We start from the raw sequence: 16,618 nt of genomic DNA on the forward strand, positions 1-16,618 counted from the left end.
ACCTCGCTGACGCTCGGCGACTCTGCGACCACAAACGCCACTGTGCTGAAAGGTGCCCTCGCAAGCTCGCTCACAGATGTCCTTGATACTCGGCCAACACGTCGTCGATCGGGCGAACTTCGGCCGCGCGGGCGATCTCCAGCCACCAGTGGATGTCCCGGGCCAGGTCGGGGCCGTCCAGCCCGCCGCCGCCCACCATCGCCGGATGCTCGGCCAGCAGCCCGTCCCACAGCTCGATGACCCGCCGGTAGACCAGCGCGTGCTGCTGCCCCGGCCGCAGCCGCAGCCGGTCGTGCCACTCGGTCCGCGGCGGGTCGAGCCGCACGATGGAGCCGCTCAGCCGCAGCCACAACGGATACAGCGCCCGCCGGTGCCGGTAGTGCCGGACCGCGCGGACCAGCCCGTCCAGCCGCGGCCCCCACATCGGCGCGGTCACGCCGACGAACGCCGGCAACAGGCACATCGCGACCAGCGCGCCGTCGCCCTCCAGCTCCTTCCATGGCGGAAAGATGCCGGCCACCTCGGTCAACTGGTAGGCAGCGACGTGCACACAGTATGCGATCCCGAAAACACAGCCGACTGTATGCACGCGCAGGCCACGCCGCAGCCACGGCAGGTCGGCCTTGGCCGCCCAGCGCCACGACGCGAAGGTGATGCTCCCGATGGTGTATGCGAAATAGCAGAGGATGATCAGGTTGGCCAGCGCCGCCACCGGATGCACCGGGCCCGGTGTGATCATCCGACCGGTGGGCCCGCTGGCGAAGAGCACGTCCTGCGGCATGGTCGCGAACAGGATCACCCCGACCGCCAGCGCCGTCACGCCGAACAGCGCCGAACCTCGCACCAGCCGGGTGATCCGGGCCCGCTCGGCCGGATCGGCGCGGTCGGTGGTGGCCAGCCGGTAGAACGTCTGGGTGAAGAAGCCGCCGGCGCAGGCGATCACCCGCAGCAGCGGCCACGACAACGCCCAGCCCGCCCACTGGTCGACGGCCACCGCGATGGACTCGATCTCCAACGGCACGGCCAGCAGCCACGCGGCGAAGCCCAGTGCCAGCACGTGACCGGGCCGCCGGTCCACGGTGACGCGGACCAGCATGCGCAGCCGCGTGGTCAGCGCGACGGCGGCCACGACCACCGTCGCCACGAGGGCGAAGGTCAGCACGGTCAGACGCGCAGTTCTTGGACCAGGGCGTCGACGATCTGCGCCTCGGTCTCGGTCAGGTTGCGGTGCCCCGAGTCCGGGGCCGGCTCGCCGAGGGCGCGCACCGCGGCGCCGGCGAACAGCTCGGCCTCGATCTCCTGCTGGTCGGTGAATCCGCCACGACCCAGGATCCGGCTCAACACAGCCGGACTGAGGTTGGGCACGAGCGCGTTGAGCACCTTCATCAGCACGTCCCGGGTCGCCGGGTCGACGTCGCAGGTCCGGGCGTGGTGCGGCAATAGCATGTGCCCGATCTCGTGCCAGATCACGTGGATCTGGTGCAGCGGACTGGACCCGACCGACTGGTAGACAATGTAATCCGCGTCCGGCATGCCCAGCCAGGCGCCGCTGATCGAGGTGCGCAGCGGCAGCGGGATCAGGTGCAGCGGGCGGCCGCGGTCCCGAGAGAGCCGTTGGCACACAACGCGCACGTCCGGGTGCAGGAAGTCACGACGCCAAAGTTCACGCAGGACCTGGTCGACTGTGGTGGTTCCGCCGAACCGCCTACCCATGTGGAGGGCACTCCCCTCGATGCGACCGTGGGCGGCCATTCTAGCGTGTGCGGCGCAGTCTGTTGGCGTCCGCGACGATCGCGGCCCCCAGCGCCCTCGCGGGTTCGGTGCGCAGCCGGGGCGGCGGGGACAGCACGAACTCGATCTCGCCCAGCGCCGGAAGCCCGTGCTGCGGACCGAGTTCCACCAGATCACCGGGAATCAGGCCGCGGGTGTGAGCGGTCACGCCCAACCCGGCCAGCACGGCGGCCCGCAGCCCGCTCAGGCTGGTGCTGGTGCAGGCGATGCGGAACTGCCGGCCGTGCCACTGAAGGGTTTCCAACGCCTGGGCGCGGCTGACGCTCGGCTCCGGGTACAGGATCAGCGGCACCGGCGCGGCCGGATCCAGCCTCGTGTGCTCGGCCCCGACCCAGACCAGCCGGTCCCGCCACACCAGCTGGCCGTGCACCGCGCCCAGTTGCCGTTTGCCGAAAACAAGATCCAGTTGGCGAGCTTCCAACTTCCGGTGCAGTTCGCCGCTCAGTCCCACGGTCAGTTCCAGCTCGACGGCCGGGTGCCGCCGCCGGAAGTCCCGCAGCACGTCGGTCAGGTAGGTGGCGACGAAATCCTCCGACGCGCCGAACCGCAGCCGCCCGTGCAGCTGCGGCCCGGCGAAGAAGCCGATCGCCTCCCGGCCGGTGTCCACGATGGTGCGGGCGAAGCCGACCATGGCCTCGCCCTCCGGCGTCAGCTCCACGGTGTGGGTGTCCCGCAGGAACATCTGCTTGCCGACGATCGCCTCCACCTGCCGCACGTGCTGGCTGATCGTCGACTGGCGGACGCCGAGCTCGTCGGCGGCCTGGGTGAAGCTGAGCGTCTGCGCGACGGCCAGGAAGCTCTCCAGCTGAGCCGGCTTGAACATCCGCCCAGCGTAGCTAGAGACCCAGCCGCTCGGCGCCGGCGTAGACGTTCATGGACGCGCCGCGCAGGAAACCGATCAGGGTCAGTCCCGTCTCGGCGGCCAGCTCCACCGCCAGCGACGAGGGCGCGGACACCGCCGCCAGCACCGGAATGCCGGCCATGACCGCCTTCTGCGCCAACTCGAAGGATGCTCGGCCGCTGACCATGAGCACGGTGCCGGCCAGCGGCAGCCGGTCGTCCCGCAGCGCCCAGCCGATCACCTTGTCCACCGCGTTGTGCCGGCCGACGTCCTCGCGCAGGCACAGCAGCCGGCCGTCCCGGGTGAACAGCCCGGCCGCGTGCAGGCCGCCCGTGCGGTCGAACACCGACTGCGCGGTGCGCAGCGTGTCCGGCATCGTGGTGATCGCGTCGATGCCGACCCGAAGATCGTCCTCGTCGACGGTCCACCGGCTGGTCGACCGCACGGCCTCCAGACTCGCCTTGCCGCACAAACCGCACGACGAGGTGGTGTAGAAGTTGCGCTCCACCGACGGGTCGGGCGGCGCAACCCCTTGGGCCAGGCTGACGTCCAGCACGTTGTAGGTGTTGCCACCGTCCACAGTGGCCCCGGCGCAGTACCGGATCGCGCTCACCTCACCGGCCCGGCCGACCACGCCCTCCGACACCAGGAACCCGGCCGCCAGGTCGAAATCGTGGCCGGGGGTGCGCATCGTGACCGACAGCGGCTGGCCGCCGACGCGGATCTCCAGGGGCTCCTCGGCGGCGAGCGTGTCCGGCCGGGCGGTCACCCGGCCGTCCACGATCCGGACCACTCGCCGCCGCGCCGTGACCCGACCCATCAGGCCGGTGCCAGCAGTCGCGGCACGCCCGGCTGGCGCAGCAGGCCGCTGGCGATCGCCGCCACGATCCCGAGCCCGGCCGCCAGCAGGAAACCGGCCGCGTAGCCGTACCCACCGACGATGGACGCCGCCAGGCCGATGCCGACGATCCCCCCGACGGCCTTCGCGCTGTAGACCAGGCCGAAGTTGAGCAGGCCGGCCTGGTCGCCGAAGTGGACCTCGACCAGGGCCGGGAGCAGGGCGTAGCAGCAGCCCGCGCCCACGCCGACCAGCAACGCCGCCAATGCCAACAGCACCGGCGTCTGCTGCTGCCCGGCGACGATCACCAGGAGCTGGCCGAAAGCGCCAAGCCCCAGCGCCGCGCGAACCACGCGGCCGACGCCGAAGCGCTCCCCCGCCCAGCCCGTGGCCCAGCGCGCCACGCCGCTGGACAACGTCAGCAGGCAGACCGCCACCGCCGCGAAGGCGTACCCCCAGCCGTTGCTGGCCACGAAGGCCGCCATGAAGGCGATGTCGAACAGCCACGCCGCCGCCGCGCAGGCCCCCAGCACGTACATCACCGCGTACGTCGGGCAGCGCAGCAGTTCGCCCGGTGTGTACCGGCGGATCGCCGGGCGGCTGTGCCGCAGGCTGAGGTTCACGTTCTTGTCCAGCGCCCAGGTCCTCGGGTCCGGGCGCTGCGGCCACCAGTTCTTCGGCGGCTCCTTGAGGAGCAAGCCGCAGGCGGTGATCACCACCACCGCGATGATCGGCAACGGCGTCGCGAACAGCACCGCGCCGGCCGCGAACGACCCGCTCACCAGGCCAAGCTGGGTTCGCCGCTCCGGGAACCACTTCGCCACCACGGCCAGGCTCGTGCCGTAGACGATCGCCGCGCCCAGCCCGCCCAGCACCGCCGACCAGGGGCCGGCGAAGAGATCTCCGATGGCGGTCAGCACCGCGCCCGCCACCATCGCCGCCGTCGGCCGGACGTTCAGCCGCTCCCGCAGCAGCGCCAGCGGAAACACCGCAATCGCTTGCGTGGCCACCCAGATCGCCAGCAGCCAGTACTGCCCGCCGCCCATGATCAGCCCGAACCCGTACTGTCCGGCGCCCGCGACCATCATCGCCACGCACGCCGCCGCCAGCACCCAGTTCCGGGAATGGCCCAGCAGCTCCCGGTCGCTCTCGCCGACCCGGTACCGCCGGCCGTAGAAGTCGCTCACCTCGGCAACCATCGGTCTCACCTGCCCGCAGTCGTCGATCGCACCGCCCGGCCCATCCCCGCCGACCGATCGATCTGGTCCGATTCCGTCTCCACCCGCCCATCCACCGACCGCCGCACGTGAGTGGCTTGCTTGGCTCCAGAGCCCACCCGAGCCACTCACGTGCCACCCCCACCCACCGCCACGCCCCACGTGAGTGGCTCATTTGGCTTCGAGGGCCGTCTGAGCCACTCACGTGGCCTCAGCGGCGAAGCAAGCCACTCACGTGCGAGGTCGTCGGTTGGTGGGTCGCGGCGATTCACTCATCGGGGCGGCTCGTCAACCGCCCGTCCCGGGTTCGCACTGAGGTCTTCACCACATTTCGACCATCTTGATTGTATACAGTATGTGATAGGTTGTATAGCATGACCCTGAGCTGGGCGGAAGCCAGGCAGGTCGCGCGGGACGCGGCCGAGCCGCTGGAAGCGATCACGGTCCCCCTGCGGGAGGCGCTGGGCCTCGCCATCGCGGAGCACCTGCCGGCGCTGGTGCCGCTGCCGCTGTGCGACACGGCGGCGATGGACGGCTACGCGATCCGGGGCGACGGCCCGTGGACGATCGTCGGCCGGCGGCTGGCCGGGCCGGGCGCGGTGGCGGCGATCGAGCCGGGCCAGGCCTACGAGATCGCCACCGGCGCACCGGTTCCCGTTGGCACGGAAGCAGTTCTGCCGGTCGAGATGTCGTCGGCAGACGGGACCGAGCTCTCCGGCACGCTGGCCGCCAAGACCCACATCCGCCGCCGGGGCGAAGACGTGCCGCGAGGCCGACGGGTGCTGCCGGCGGGCACGGTCGTCACGCCGGCGGTCCTCGGCCTCGCGGCCAGCGTCGGCTACGACGCCCTCGGCGTGCACCGCCGTCCCCGCGTCCGCGTGGTCGTGAGCGGCGACGAACTGCTGCGCGCCGGCCTGCCGATCCCGGGCCAGGTCCGAGACGCCATCGGCCCGCTACTGCCCGGCCTGATCACCGGCGCGGGCGGCGAACTGGTCGACACGCAGTTCATCGACGACCGCGCCGGGGCCCTGTCCGAGGCGCTGGCCCGCGACGACGTCGACGTGGTGGCGGTGTGCGGCTCCACCTCGGTCGGCCCCGCCGACCACCTGCGACCGGTCCTCGGCAGCCACAAGGCCGACATCCTCGTCGATGGCGTCGCCTGCCGGCCCGGACATCCCCAACTGCTGGCCGCGCTGCCCGACGGCCGCCACGTCGTCGGTCTGCCCGGCAACCCCTTCGCCGCTCTCGCCGCCGGCCACACCCTGCTGGCCCCGCTGCTGCACCGCCTCGCCGGCCGTTCCCCCCGCGCCCCGCTCACCGGCCGCCTGCGCGCCACCATCGTCGCCCGAGAAACCCGTCTGGTGCCGGCCGTCCGCACCGGCGACGCCCTCGTCCCGGTCGGCCGCGACCGCGCCGGCAACCTGTGGGGCGCGGCCATGGCCGACGTGCTGGCCGTCGTCCCTCCACAGTGGACCGGATCGGACGTCGAGGTGCTGCCGCTGTAGGTCAAAGGTGACTCAGACGTAGCACCCTTGGACGTCGGCGTCGCCCCGGATCCGCCCCATCGGCTACGAATGGGGGGTCCATCCGGGAGGAGGCCCCGACGCCATGCAGCTCACCCAGTGCGCGCGCAACGCCGTGCAGCAGACCCCGAACCTGGCGGCGACGATCTCCGGCGAGCGGGTGCGGACCTGGGCCGAGAGCCTCGACCGGGTGGCCCGGCTGGCGGCGGCGCTGATCGGGCTGGGGGTGCGGCCCGGCGACCGGGTGGGGCTACTGGCGCAGAATTCCGATATATACCACGAGTTTCTGCTCGCAGTGCCGTGGGCGGACGCGGTGCTGGCGCCGATCGACCCGCGGTGGTCGGCGGCCGAGATCGCGTTCGCGCTGCGGGACTCGCAGACCCAGGTGCTGTACGTGGACGAGGCGTTGGCTCCGAAGGCCCCGCGGCTGCGAACCGTCATCGAGGGCGTGAACACTGTCGACAGTCTGATCGCCGACCATGAGCCGGCGCCGGATGCCCGGCGCGGCGGCGACGCGCTGGCCGGCATCTTCTACACCGACGGCACGACCGCCGAGCCCAAGGGCGTGATGCTCAGCCACGACAACATCATGGTGTCCTGGCTGGGCGTCCTGGCCGCGACCAACACCATGCCCGGCGGTCGGTCTCTGCACGCCGCGCCGATGCACCACCTCGCCGCCATCGGCGGCTGGCTGTCCCGGACCGTCCTCGGCGGCACGCACGTGTTCCTGCCCGCGTTCACGCCGGCCGGCATGGCCGAGGCGATCGAGCGGCACCGGGTGACGGACACACTGGTCCTGCCGGCGATGCTGCAACTGCTCGTGGACTCGCCCGCGGCGGCCTACTACGACCTGTCGAGCCTCTACCGCCTGTCCTACGGGGCGGCGCCGATCTCGGACACCCTGCTGGACCGGGCGGTGAAACGCTTGCCCGGGACCGAGTTCACGCAGTTCTACGGCACGGCCGAGCTGGCGTCGACCGCCACCCTGCTCGGCCCCGACGCGCACCTGGTGCCCTGGCGGCGCGGATCCGCCGGCCGCGCCGCGCCGCACGTCGAGGTGCTCGTCGTGGACGAGCATGATGTCGAGGCGCCACGCGGCGAGACCGGCGAGATCGTGGTCCGCGGCGACAACGTGATGCTCGGCTACTGGAACCGCCCCGAGGACACGGCCCGGGCGCTACGCGGCGGCTGGCTGCATACCGGTGATGTCGGATTCATGGACGAGGACGGCTACCTGTATGCGATCGACCGGCTCGCCGACGTGATCGTGTCCGGCGGCGAGAAGGTGTGCCCGGCCGAGGTGGAGGCCGCCCTGGCCACGCACCCGTCGGTGGCGTTGTGCGCGGTGGTCGGCGTGCCGGACCGGGACCTGGGCGAATGTGTACACGCCATGGTGGTGCCGGTCGCCGGTGTCCGGCCGACCGCCGACGAGCTGCGCGATCGCGCCAGGCAGCTCGTCGCCGCCCGCAAGGCCCCGCACACCGTGGAGTTCGTCGAGGCGCTCCCGCTGTCGGCGGCCGGCAAGATCCTCAAGCGGGAGCTGCGCCGCCGTTGACCAACAGATCGGCGGCGATCTCCACGCCGTTGGGCGCCATTTCGGCGGCGACCGCCTTCGCCCTGGCCGCCACCTCGGGCCGCAGCACGCGGTCCAGCGCCGCGGTCAGCGACTCCACGGTCGGCGAGGTGCTCCGGTGCTCGGCGCCGATGCCGAGCTCCTCGATCCGCTGGGCCCAGTAGAACTGGTCGTAGCGGTGCGGCACGATCACGTGCGGCGTGCCGGAGATCGAGGTCACCGTGGTGGTGCCGGAGCCGCCGTGGTGCACGGCCGCCGCCACCCGCGGGAACAGCGCCTGGAAGTTGGCCTCGCCGATGACGATCACGTCCTCGGCGCCGGCCGGCAGCTCCAGGTCCGACCAGCCGCTGGAGATCACCGCCCGCCGGCCGTGGGCGCGGGCCGAGGCCAGCATGACCTCGGCGACCTCGGCCGGCGCGGTGCCGGTGCTGCCGAAGCCGAAGAACACCGGCGGCTCGCCGGCGTCCAGGAACCGGGCCAGTTCGGGCGGCAGCGGCCGGATGTCCCGCGTCAGCCACGCGCCGGTCTGCACCACGCCGTCGTCGCCCGGCTCCGGCCACGGCCCGATCACCGGGTCCGCCGCCAGCCACGGCCGCGGCGAGTTCATGTGGCTGAGCACGTCCTCGATCGGAGGCAGCCCGATCGATTCCCGGTTGGAATTGACCGCCGGCCGCCACTGCTCGTTCCAGCGCTGCGATTCCTGCTGCCACAGCGTGTGATTGTCGACGCCCGGCCGCGGTTCCACCCCGGGCAGCGGGATCGGCGCGTGCTGCCCGGAAGGGAGCTGATTGGGGCTGAATACCGCGTAGACGTGGCGAATGCCGAGTTTTTCCGCCACGGACGGCGCGGCCAGTTGCAGGGCCGACCAGCCCAGCACCACGTCGCAGCCGTCGGCGGCCGGCAGCAGCGTCTCGAACTGGGTGGCGACCGTGCCGTCCATCAGCTGCTGGCGGCCTTCCGGGGTGGCGCCGAGCCGGCGGAACTCGGAGTCCGGCCTGGTCCCGGGCCGCACCTCGGGGCCAAGCGGCACGAAGTCGACGCCCAGCCCCTCGATCCATTCCCGGAAATCCGGCGGCGCGCACAGCCGCGCCTCGTGCCCGATTTCCCGCAGCCGCGAAGCCAGCGCCACCACCGGTTGGACGTCACCGCGCGACCCGATGGTCGACAGCAACACACGCATGGGAAATACCCCCGTAGTTCGTGGGCTTACGGGAGTTGATTGTGCGGGTGCCCGGGGGCCTTGCGGCAAGTCCCCCTATCGGTTATAGGTTGGAGTGGGAGAAAAGTCAGCCCTCGCCCGATCGGTCCTCGTGACGGGGCCGGAGTTCGACGCAGCAGGCCCCCTCGCCGCCCGGCGCGAGCACCGCCTCCACCGTCCTGGCCTCAAGGCCGTCGATCACGCCCGCCAGGAACGCCCGGTTGATGCCGCACACCAAGTCGCGGGACTTCGCCGCCAGCGGGTGGAACGGGCAGTCGCGCAGCCGGACCGTGGTCGAGGTGTCCCGCAGCGGCTCGAAGCCGTGCCGGGCCAGCAGCCGGCAGGTCATGGTGAGCGCCCGCTCGGTGCCCAGCCGCCCCGGCCGTTCCCCCTCGCGCTCGGCCGCCCCGATCTCCCGGCCGCGGTCGGCGGCGATCGGCTCCGCCGCGCCGCGCGGGTCCTCGCTCAGCACGGCGTCGATCAGGATGTCGGCCAGCAGGTCGTACTGCCGGGCCGGGATGCTGACCCGCACGTCCACGTCCGTGGGCTCGTACACCTTGGGCGCCCGGCCGACCCGGCCCGCGCCCGCGTAGTGGGCCCGCAGCAGGCCGGCGTCGACCAGCTTGTCCAGGTGGAACGCGGCCAGCCTGCGGGAGATGCCGACCGCCGCGGCCGCCTCGTCCCTGGTCACCGGGTGGCGGGCCGCGCGGATGAAGTCGAACATGCCGCGTCGCAGGTCGTCGTCGAGGGCGGCCACGGCGCTGATCGCCCGATCGGTGCTCACCCTGACCAGAATATCGCCTACGAGCGTGTCCGCAACCACACTTCTTGACCAGCGACGTTGATAAGACCAACATCTATTGGCGAAACTGGAGCGAAGGAGGCGGCATGCACGCGTTACGGGTCGTGCCCGAGCACACTGCCGGCGTCGACCTCGACGCCGCCGAACGCGCCGCCGGCGACCTGCTGCGCGCCCTCGGCGTCGACACCGACAACGAGAACCTGCGCGCCACGCCCGGCCGGATGGCCCGGGCCTACGCCGAGCTGTTCTCGCCGCGCCCGTTCGACCTGACCACGTTCCCCAACGACGAAGGCTACGACGAACTGGTGCTGGCCCGCAGCATCCCGGTGCGGTCGGTCTGCGAGCACCACCTGCTGCCGTTCGTCGGCGTCGCGCACGTCGGCTACCTGCCCGACGCGCGCATCCTCGGACTGTCCAAACTGGCCCGGGTCGTCGAGCACTTCGCCAGCCGGCCGCAGGTGCAGGAGCGGCTGACCAAGCAGGTCGCCGACTGGCTCAACACCCAACTCCAGCCCAAGGGCGTCGGCGTGGTCATCGAGGCGGAGCACACCTGCATGACGCTGCGCGGGGTCCGGGCCGCCGGCTCCAGCACCGTCACTTCCACCCTGCTCGGCACGCTGCGCTCCGACGCGCGGTCGCGGCAGGAGTTCTTCGCGCTGGCCGGCGTCAAATAGACTGGTCCGGGTGTCGAACCGTCCCGAACTGGTTGCCCTGCGGTCGTTCCTGAGCGTGTACCGGACCGGCGGGGTCGCCAGGGCGGCCGAGGCGCTGCGGCTGTCGCAGCCCGCGGTGTCGCACCACCTCAAGGCCATCGAGGAGTCGGTCGGCCGGCCGCTGTTCCGGCGGGCTGGGCGCGGCATCACGCCGACCGAGGCCGGTCACAGCCTGGCCGCCGAGGTCGCCGAGCACATCGACGCCCTCGAAGGCGCCCTGGACGGCCTGCGCTCCGCCACCCTGTCCGGGGCCGGGCCCGTGTTCGTCGGCGCTCCCGTCGACCTGCTCGAACGGCACGTCGTCACCCGGATGTCGCCGTTGCTGGCCGAGGGGCTGACCGTGCGGTGCCGGGTCGGGCTGTCGCCGGATCTCGTGCAGGCCGTGCTGCGGGACGAGATCGACGTGGCGCTGCTGACCAAGATCGAGGGCGTGCCCACCCGGCGGATGTATCTCGTGCCGCTGCTGGAGGAGCGGTTCCTGTTGGTCGGGCGGGCCGGCGACGAGCCGTACGAACCGGGGCAGGAACGGCGTTTCGTCGGCTACTCCGAGGAGATGCCCATGGCACGCCGGTACTTCCGCGAGTGCTGGGCCATTCGGCCGCCCGCGCCCGCCCTCATCGTCAACGACTTCCGCTCCGTCGTCGCCGCCGTGCTCGCCGGCGCCGGCCTCGCCGTCGCGCCGCACTACCTCGTCGAGGAGCACCTGGCCGCCGGGCGACTTTCCGTGCTGCACCGGCCTTCCTCGCCCGTCGTCAACTCCGTGCACATCGCCGCCCGGCGCGGCCGTGAGCACCTGCCCCGCATCCGGGCCGTGTTCGGCGCACTGTCCTCTTTGGACTGATCCGTTATTGCGATTGACTACTCCCCTTGCCGCGGCGACGATTGCGCCTCGAAGGGAGGTGGTCCACCGTGGGCGTACTGGTACTCAACGCGAGCCTGGAGCCGATGCACACCGTGTCGGTGAACCATGCCGTCCGTATGCTCGTGCGCAGGGTCGCCGAGATCCACGAGGCCGATTCCGACACCACGTTCGGCCACTACCCCCGGCCCCGGGTCGTCCGGCTCGTCCGCTACGTCGTCATGAAGTGGCGCTACAGCCGCCCGCCCCGGTGGTCCCGCCGCGGTGTGCTCCAGCGGGACCACCACCGCTGCGCCTACTGCGGCCGCCCCGCCGACACCGTCGACCACGTGCTGCCCCTGTCCCGTGGTGGCGCCCGCACCAGCTGGCTCAACACCGTCGCCTGCTGCGCCCGCTGCAACGCCGCCAAGGGCAGCCGCCTGCTCTCCGAGGCCGGTCTGCGCCTGCTCGTCACCCCGCACGCCCCGTCCTGGGCCCAGCTCCAGGCCTGATTTCGCCTTGTCCGCGCGTGAGTGGCTCGAAAGAGCCACTCACGCGCGCCGCCACCTGACAGGATTGCCCCCGTGGATCTCCGCTTCGTCGCCGAGCAGTGCGTTTCCCTGGTCGCCGACCAGTTCTCCCAGCAGCTCGACTGGACGCTCGACAGCCTCACCGCGCTCGACGACGTCTGCGCCCGGCTGCTCGCCGACGGCCCCCTCCCCGAGTCCCGGCTGGAGCTCTGGTGGCAGCTCGTCGGCGCCTACACCGGCGAGGTCCTCATCCACGCCTACGGCGGCGCGTGGGGCGAGCACGACCGGTCCTCCGCCCCTGTGGTCGTGGTCAAGGGCAACACCGCCCTGCCCTTCACCATCGCCCACCGTGTCCTCACCGCCGAGCCCCACAAGAGCCTCGCCTCGTTCGCCCGCGTCTTCCCGGCCATCCTGGCCCGCACGGAACAGGACTGACCCCGGGTCACTCGTCGACGAGTTCGCCGTCCAGCAGGCTCATGACGATGAGGTCGTGCCAGCGGCCGTCGCGGCGGAAGCGTTCGCGTTCGCGGCCTTCTTCGACGAAGCCGAGTTTTTTGTACACATGGCGGGCGGCTTCGTTCTCGGGGACGACCCAGAGGCAGATGCCGTGCAGGCGCATCTGGTCGAAGCCGTAGCGGCACAGGACGCGGATGGCGTCGGTGCCGTAGCCGCCGTTGCGGTGGGAGGCCTCGCCGATGTAGACGTCGAGCTCGGCGCGGCCGTTCTCGGGGTCGGCGTCGGTGAGGGCGATGACGCCGATGGGCACGGGGTCGACGAGGGTCTCGACGGCGAGGACGAGCTTGTTGTAGCTGTTGGGCGCACGGTCCTCGCCGAGGCGCTTGGTGAGCTGGGCCAGGGACTCGGGATAGTCGTTGACCATCCAGCGGCCGACGACGGGATCGGCGTTCCAGCGGTAGAGGGCCTCGGCGTCGGAGGGCTCCAGCGCCCGGAGTCGGACGAGCTTGCCGGTCAGCATGGGCCCGAAGGTAGCAACGCGGGGCAACCGAATTAACCGTACGCGGCGAGGAAACGCCGGGCGTGGGACTCGCCGAACTGGGGGTTGAGCGGACCGCGGATGCTCCGCAGGCAGTCTTCGATATCCACGCAAGGATCGAGCAGGCCGGCCCGGCCGACGTCGATGATGTGCACGGCATCGCCGGCGATGAGGACGTTGGGCAGGCAGTAATCGCCATGCCCGACAACGGGTCCGGCGCCGAAGGGGCAGCCGGCGGGGTCGACGGAGTGCAGGAGCCGAAGCGTCTCACCCAGAATCGTGGCGACACCGTCCCGTTCGGACGGTGACCACGGGGCGGAGGCGGGACGGCCGGGCGCGGCGGCGGTGTGCAGCCAGCCCCGGCCGGCGTCGAGCACGGCGGGCACGGGAACGCCCCGGGAAGCCAGCCACAGCAGGCGATCCCGTTCGGCGTCGACCAGGTCGGCGGCGGCCTCGTCGGCCGGGGAAACGGTCTTGAGGTAGCCGGAGCCGTCGAGATAGCGCAGCACCCGAGCCCCGGAATGGCCGTGGGTCACGACTTCGTAGGACTTCACCGGGCGGCCCGCACGACCAGCGTCGCCAGCTGCCGGCCGGCGTCCTCGTCGAGCGGCGCGTGGTCGAGCAGCAGTCGGTACCAGAGCACACCGAAGACAATATCCAGCAGCAGCTCGGGATCGACGTCGGCGGCGATCTCGCCGCGGTCCGCGGCCCGGGTCAGCACGGTGCGCAGGGCGTCGCGCCGGCCGAACAGGAAGCGGTCGCGGAACTGGACGGCGAAGACCGGGTCGAGCAGCGCGGTCGGGCCGCCGGCGAATTGCACGGTGGTTCGCATGGCCAGAATCGTGCGCGAAACAGCTCTTCCGCCGGGAATGGCCGGCTGACCACCGATCGATTCCAGCCACAGATAATTGTGAGTTCAACTACCTTCGGCGTATACTGCGTGCCGTGCGCGAACTGGGCCTTCGTGACACCAACGGCATCCTCAGCCAGCCGTGGGTGCGGCCCCGGCGGTCCAGCGCCGGCCTTGGCCTGGACCAGGTCTTCGTCTCCACGCAGACCGAGCGCGCCTACCGGGCCAGCTTCGACGCGGCCGCCACCAGCATGGTGATCCTGCACCTGGACGGCCCGGTCAAGGTCCGCCGCGGCCACGACCGGGCGTGCACGGTGCCGGCCGGCGGCCTGTTCGTGCACCCGGCCGGGCACGATCTGACGGTCGAGCTCGGCGGCGGCCTGAACACCGTGCACGTCTACCTGACCGACGAGGCGTTCGGCCCCGACCAGGTCCGGCTGAACGAGGAGGTCGGCGCGGTCGATCCGCTGGTGGAGCAGCTGATGCTGGCCCTGGACGGCGTGCTGCGGCACTGGGAGCCCTCGGCCCGCACCTACGTGGACCACCTGACGGCCCTGCTGGCCAGCCACCTCGCGCGCCGGCGGCTGCCGCCGCCCACGGCCGGCCTGACCGAGCGCCAGCTCGCGGCCGTGCGGGAGCTGATCGAGGACCGGATCGCGGAGCCGTTGCCGCTGGCCGATCTCGCCGATGCGGCGGCGCTGAGCGTGAGCCAGTTCGTACGCCTGTTCAAGGCCAGCACCGGCGACACCCCGCACCGCTACCTGGTCGGCCTGCGGGTCCGGCACGCGCAACGGCTGCTGCGCACCAGCACGCTGCCGATCGCCGACATCGCCGTGCGGTGTGGCTTCAGCCACCAGGAGCACCTGACCCGGGTGATGCGGTCCCGCCTGGGCACCACCCCGGGCTCGGTCCGCGCGCACGCCCAGAACGTGCAGCCGGGCGCGCATTCCGTGCAGGCGAACGCGGTCTGACCCGGCGATACTCGGCCGATGACCCACGACACCGACGTCCTGGTCGTCGGCAGCGGCCCCGCCGGCGGATCGGCCGCCCTACTGCTGGCCACATACGGTATACAGACGACCCTGGTCACCAAGTACGGCTGGGTGGCCAACACCCCGCGTGCGCACATCACCAACCAGCGCACCATGGAGGTCCTGCGGGATCTGGGCATCCAGGCCGAGGCGGAGGCCAAGGGCACGCCCCAGCACCTGATGGGAGACACCGTGCTGTGCACGTCCCTGGCCGGGGCCGAGATCGGCCGCATCCGCACCTGGGGCACGGGCGACGCCGCCCTGACCGAGTACACCGCGGCCAGCCCCTGCGGCATGATCGACCTGCCGCAGAACTACCTGGAGCCGATCCTGGTCGGGCGGGCCGCCGAGCGCGGCGCGAAGATCCGGTTCGACACGGAGTTCCTTTCCCTGCACCAGGATGACGACGGCGTGACGGCGACGGTGCTGGACCGGGTGCGCGGCGAGACGCAGACCATCCGGGCCCGCTACCTGATCGGCGCGGACGGCGGCCGCAGCCTGGTGGCCGAGCAGGCCGGCCTGCCGGTGGCCGGCCGGACCGGCAAGGCCGGCAGCATGAACATCGTCTTCGACGCCGACCTGAGCCGGTACGTCGCGCACCGGCCGAGCATCCTGTACTGGGTGATGCGCCCGGGCGCGGAGACCGGCGGCATCGGTATGGGGCTGGTCCGGTGCGTGCGGCCGTGGCACCAGTGGCTGCTGACCTGGGGCTACGACATCAACCAGGCGCCGCCGGAGGTGGACGACGAGGCGGCGACGGCGATCGTGCGGGACCTGGTCGGCGACCCGGAACTGGCCGTGCGGATCAGCTCGATTTCACTGTGGACGGTCAATCACAGTTACGCCACAGCCTATTCGGCCGGCCGGGTGTTCTGCGCCGGCGACGCCGTGCACCGGCATCCGCCGTCGAACGGCCTGGGCTCCAACACGTCCGTCCAGGACTCGTACAACCTGGCCTGGAAGCTGGCGATGGTGGTGCGCGGCGAGGCCGATCCGGCGCTGCTGGACAGCTACAGCGCCGAGCGGGCGCCGGTCGGCCGGCAGATCGTGGACCGGGCCAACCTGAGCCGGGACCAGTTCCTGCCGATCTTCGAGACGCTGGGCATCGCCGGCGGCGGTGACGACGAGGCGATCACCCTGGGCATGAAGGCGCTGGACGCGCCGGACGCCGACGGGGCGGCCCGGCGGGCCCGGATGGCCGAGGCCATCGAGTTGAAGAACTACGAGTTCAACGCGCACGGCGTGGAGATGAACCAGCGCTACGAGTCCGCGGCGGTGATCCCCGACGACGCGCCGGAGGAGGAGTTCCGGCGGGACAGGGAGCTCCACCACCAGCCGACGACCCGGCCGGGGGCGAAGCTGCCGCACGCGTGGCTGGTCGGCGCGGACGGGCACCGACTGTCCACACTGGACCTGGTCGGCCACGGCCGGTTCACCGTGCTCACCGGCGTTTCCGGCACGGCCTGGGTCGACGCCGCGGCCGAGCTGCCGGTCACGGTGGTCCGGATCGGGGTGGAGGGCCTGCGCGACGCGTACGGGGATTGGCTGCGGGCCAGGGAGATCGACGAGGACGGCGCGCTGCTGGTGCGGCCGGACGGCTACATCGCCTGGCGCGCCGCGCGGCTGCCGGCCGATCCGGCGGCCGCGCTGGCGCGGGCGTACACCTCGGTCGTCAGGCCTGCTTCGGGACCACGTTGAGGGCGACCTCGAACTCCAGCAGGTTGGCCCCGGTGGAGACGGGCTTGCGGGCGGCGCCGGCGTGGGGGGGGGCGGCCGCCCGCCCCCCCCCCCCCCCCCGCCCCCCCCCCCCGGCCCCCCACCGGGGGGTGGCGGAGTAACGGCTCTAGCCCCCCCCCCCGCGCCCCCCCAACGACACCCC

18 protein-coding genes are annotated in these 16,618 nt (G+C 72.0%); 8 read left to right on the forward strand and 10 right to left on the reverse strand.

Going from position 1 to position 16,618, the window contains the following annotated elements:
• Nucleotides 1-70: 70 nt before the first annotated feature.
• The 5 genes from ACIG5F_RS31730 to ACIG5F_RS31750 are packed head-to-tail and all read right to left on the reverse strand — an operon-like array spanning nt 71 to nt 4,669.
• Nucleotides 71-1,162 (reverse strand): MAB_1171c family putative transporter, encoded by a 1,092-nt coding sequence (locus ACIG5F_RS31730; RefSeq protein ID WP_396523591.1) that lies wholly within the window; start codon nt 1,160-1,162, stop codon nt 71-73.
• Nucleotides 1,163-1,164: 2 nt separating this feature from the next.
• Nucleotides 1,165-1,713: a hypothetical protein gene (locus ACIG5F_RS31735; protein WP_396523592.1), complete on the reverse strand. Its 549-nt coding sequence runs from the start codon at nt 1,711-1,713 to the stop codon at nt 1,165-1,167.
• 40 nt (nt 1,714-1,753) lie between these two features.
• Nucleotides 1,754-2,614 carry a LysR substrate-binding domain-containing protein gene (locus ACIG5F_RS31740; RefSeq protein WP_396523593.1) on the reverse strand — a complete coding sequence of 287 codons (861 nt, stop codon included), beginning with the start codon at nt 2,612-2,614 and terminating at the stop codon, nt 1,754-1,756.
• A 13-nt stretch (nt 2,615-2,627) separates the two neighbouring features.
• A complete protein-coding gene (gene fdhD, locus ACIG5F_RS31745) occupies nt 2,628-3,452 on the reverse strand; it encodes a formate dehydrogenase accessory sulfurtransferase FdhD (RefSeq protein ID WP_396523594.1) in 825 nt (274 codons plus the stop codon).
• Nucleotides 3,452-4,669 (reverse strand): MFS transporter, encoded by a 1,218-nt coding sequence (locus ACIG5F_RS31750; protein WP_396523595.1) that lies wholly within the window; start codon nt 4,667-4,669, stop codon nt 3,452-3,454. The genes fdhD and ACIG5F_RS31750 overlap by 1 nt, the downstream gene beginning before the upstream one ends.
• Before the next feature lie 392 nt (nt 4,670-5,061).
• Between ACIG5F_RS31750 and ACIG5F_RS31755 the strand changes: the two genes are divergently transcribed.
• Nucleotides 5,062-6,192 carry a molybdopterin molybdotransferase MoeA gene (locus ACIG5F_RS31755; protein WP_396523596.1) on the forward strand — a complete coding sequence of 377 codons (1,131 nt, stop codon included), beginning with the start codon at nt 5,062-5,064 and terminating at the stop codon, nt 6,190-6,192.
• 103 nt (nt 6,193-6,295) lie between these two features.
• A complete protein-coding gene (locus ACIG5F_RS31760; RefSeq protein ID WP_396523597.1) occupies nt 6,296-7,765 on the forward strand; it encodes an AMP-binding protein in 1,470 nt (489 codons plus the stop codon).
• Here the strand turns inward: ACIG5F_RS31760 and ACIG5F_RS31765 are convergent.
• Both ACIG5F_RS31765 and ACIG5F_RS31770 read right to left on the reverse strand, forming a co-directional pair.
• Entirely contained in the window at nt 7,740-8,963 is a 1,224-nt protein-coding gene (locus tag ACIG5F_RS31765) for a glycosyltransferase (RefSeq protein ID WP_396523598.1), read from the reverse strand. The genes ACIG5F_RS31760 and ACIG5F_RS31765 overlap by 26 nt on opposite strands.
• A gap of 106 nt (nt 8,964-9,069) precedes the next feature.
• Complete coding sequence (locus ACIG5F_RS31770; protein ID WP_396523599.1) at nt 9,070-9,765, reverse strand: helix-turn-helix transcriptional regulator; 696 nt, start codon at nt 9,763-9,765, stop codon at nt 9,070-9,072.
• 104 nt (nt 9,766-9,869) lie between these two features.
• Here ACIG5F_RS31770 and folE point away from each other — a divergent pair, with 104 nt between their 5' ends.
• From folE to ACIG5F_RS31790, 4 genes are all read left to right on the forward strand, one after another.
• Complete coding sequence (folE, locus tag ACIG5F_RS31775) at nt 9,870-10,457, forward strand: GTP cyclohydrolase I FolE (RefSeq protein ID WP_396523600.1); 588 nt, start codon at nt 9,870-9,872, stop codon at nt 10,455-10,457.
• Between the two features lie 10 nt (nt 10,458-10,467).
• Nucleotides 10,468-11,337 (forward strand): LysR family transcriptional regulator, encoded by an 870-nt coding sequence (locus tag ACIG5F_RS31780; protein ID WP_396523601.1) that lies wholly within the window; start codon nt 10,468-10,470, stop codon nt 11,335-11,337.
• Nucleotides 11,338-11,405: 68 nt separating this feature from the next.
• Nucleotides 11,406-11,846 carry an HNH endonuclease gene (locus ACIG5F_RS31785; RefSeq protein ID WP_396523602.1) on the forward strand — a complete coding sequence of 147 codons (441 nt, stop codon included), beginning with the start codon at nt 11,406-11,408 and terminating at the stop codon, nt 11,844-11,846.
• A 72-nt stretch (nt 11,847-11,918) separates the two neighbouring features.
• Nucleotides 11,919-12,299, forward strand: coding sequence for a hypothetical protein (locus tag ACIG5F_RS31790; protein WP_396523603.1), 381 nt, complete (start codon nt 11,919-11,921; stop codon nt 12,297-12,299).
• A gap of 7 nt (nt 12,300-12,306) precedes the next feature.
• Here ACIG5F_RS31790 and ACIG5F_RS31795 read toward each other — a convergent pair whose 3' ends face one another.
• Genes ACIG5F_RS31795 through ACIG5F_RS31805 form a run of 3 tightly spaced genes read right to left on the reverse strand, consistent with a single transcriptional unit; the run spans nt 12,307 to nt 13,690 of the window.
• On the reverse strand, nt 12,307-12,840 hold the full coding sequence (locus ACIG5F_RS31795; protein ID WP_396523604.1) for a GNAT family N-acetyltransferase: 534 nt from the start codon (nt 12,838-12,840) through the stop codon (nt 12,307-12,309).
• 32 nt (nt 12,841-12,872) lie between these two features.
• Nucleotides 12,873-13,412 carry a phosphotransferase gene (locus ACIG5F_RS31800; RefSeq protein WP_396523605.1) on the reverse strand — a complete coding sequence of 180 codons (540 nt, stop codon included), beginning with the start codon at nt 13,410-13,412 and terminating at the stop codon, nt 12,873-12,875.
• Nucleotides 13,409-13,690: a TetR-like C-terminal domain-containing protein gene (locus ACIG5F_RS31805; protein WP_396523606.1), complete on the reverse strand. Its 282-nt coding sequence runs from the start codon at nt 13,688-13,690 to the stop codon at nt 13,409-13,411. The genes ACIG5F_RS31800 and ACIG5F_RS31805 overlap by 4 nt, the downstream gene beginning before the upstream one ends.
• Nucleotides 13,691-13,803: 113 nt before the next feature.
• Between ACIG5F_RS31805 and ACIG5F_RS31810 the strand changes: the two genes are divergently transcribed.
• Nucleotides 13,804-14,679, forward strand: coding sequence for a helix-turn-helix domain-containing protein (locus ACIG5F_RS31810; protein WP_396523607.1), 876 nt, complete (start codon nt 13,804-13,806; stop codon nt 14,677-14,679).
• Between the two features lie 18 nt (nt 14,680-14,697).
• The gene (locus tag ACIG5F_RS31815) at nt 14,698-16,437 is read left to right on the forward strand and encodes an FAD-dependent oxidoreductase (RefSeq protein ID WP_396523608.1); all 1,740 of its coding nucleotides are present in this window, start codon (nt 14,698-14,700) and stop codon (nt 16,435-16,437) included.
• The last annotated feature ends 181 nt before the right edge of the window (nt 16,438-16,618 follow it).

This window comes from Kutzneria sp. NPDC052558 (genome assembly GCF_044547355.1).
Classification (GTDB): domain Bacteria; phylum Actinomycetota; class Actinomycetes; order Mycobacteriales; family Pseudonocardiaceae; genus Kutzneria.

Bases quoted from the DNA above. Each gene is read 5' to 3' on its own strand.
- ACIG5F_RS31735 (WP_396523592.1), bottom strand. From the start codon at position 1,713: ATGGGTAGGCGGTTCGGCGGAACCACCACAGTCGACCAGGTCCTGCGT.
- ACIG5F_RS31740 (WP_396523593.1), bottom strand. From the start codon at position 2,614: ATGTTCAAGCCGGCTCAGCTGGAGAGCTTCCTGGCCGTCGCGCAGACG.
- fdhD (WP_396523594.1), bottom strand. From the start codon at position 3,452: ATGGGTCGGGTCACGGCGCGGCGGCGAGTGGTCCGGATCGTGGACGGC.
- ACIG5F_RS31750 (WP_396523595.1), bottom strand. From the start codon at position 4,669: ATGGTTGCCGAGGTGAGCGACTTCTACGGCCGGCGGTACCGGGTCGGC.
- ACIG5F_RS31755 (WP_396523596.1), top strand. From the start codon at position 5,062: ATGACCCTGAGCTGGGCGGAAGCCAGGCAGGTCGCGCGGGACGCGGCC.
- ACIG5F_RS31760 (WP_396523597.1), top strand. From the start codon at position 6,296: ATGCAGCTCACCCAGTGCGCGCGCAACGCCGTGCAGCAGACCCCGAAC.
- ACIG5F_RS31765 (WP_396523598.1), bottom strand. From the start codon at position 8,963: ATGCGTGTGTTGCTGTCGACCATCGGGTCGCGCGGTGACGTCCAACCG.
- folE (WP_396523600.1), top strand. From the start codon at position 9,870: ATGCACGCGTTACGGGTCGTGCCCGAGCACACTGCCGGCGTCGACCTC.
- ACIG5F_RS31795 (WP_396523604.1), bottom strand. From the start codon at position 12,840: ATGCTGACCGGCAAGCTCGTCCGACTCCGGGCGCTGGAGCCCTCCGAC.
- ACIG5F_RS31805 (WP_396523606.1), bottom strand. From the start codon at position 13,690: ATGCGAACCACCGTGCAATTCGCCGGCGGCCCGACCGCGCTGCTCGAC.
- ACIG5F_RS31815 (WP_396523608.1), top strand. From the start codon at position 14,698: ATGACCCACGACACCGACGTCCTGGTCGTCGGCAGCGGCCCCGCCGGC.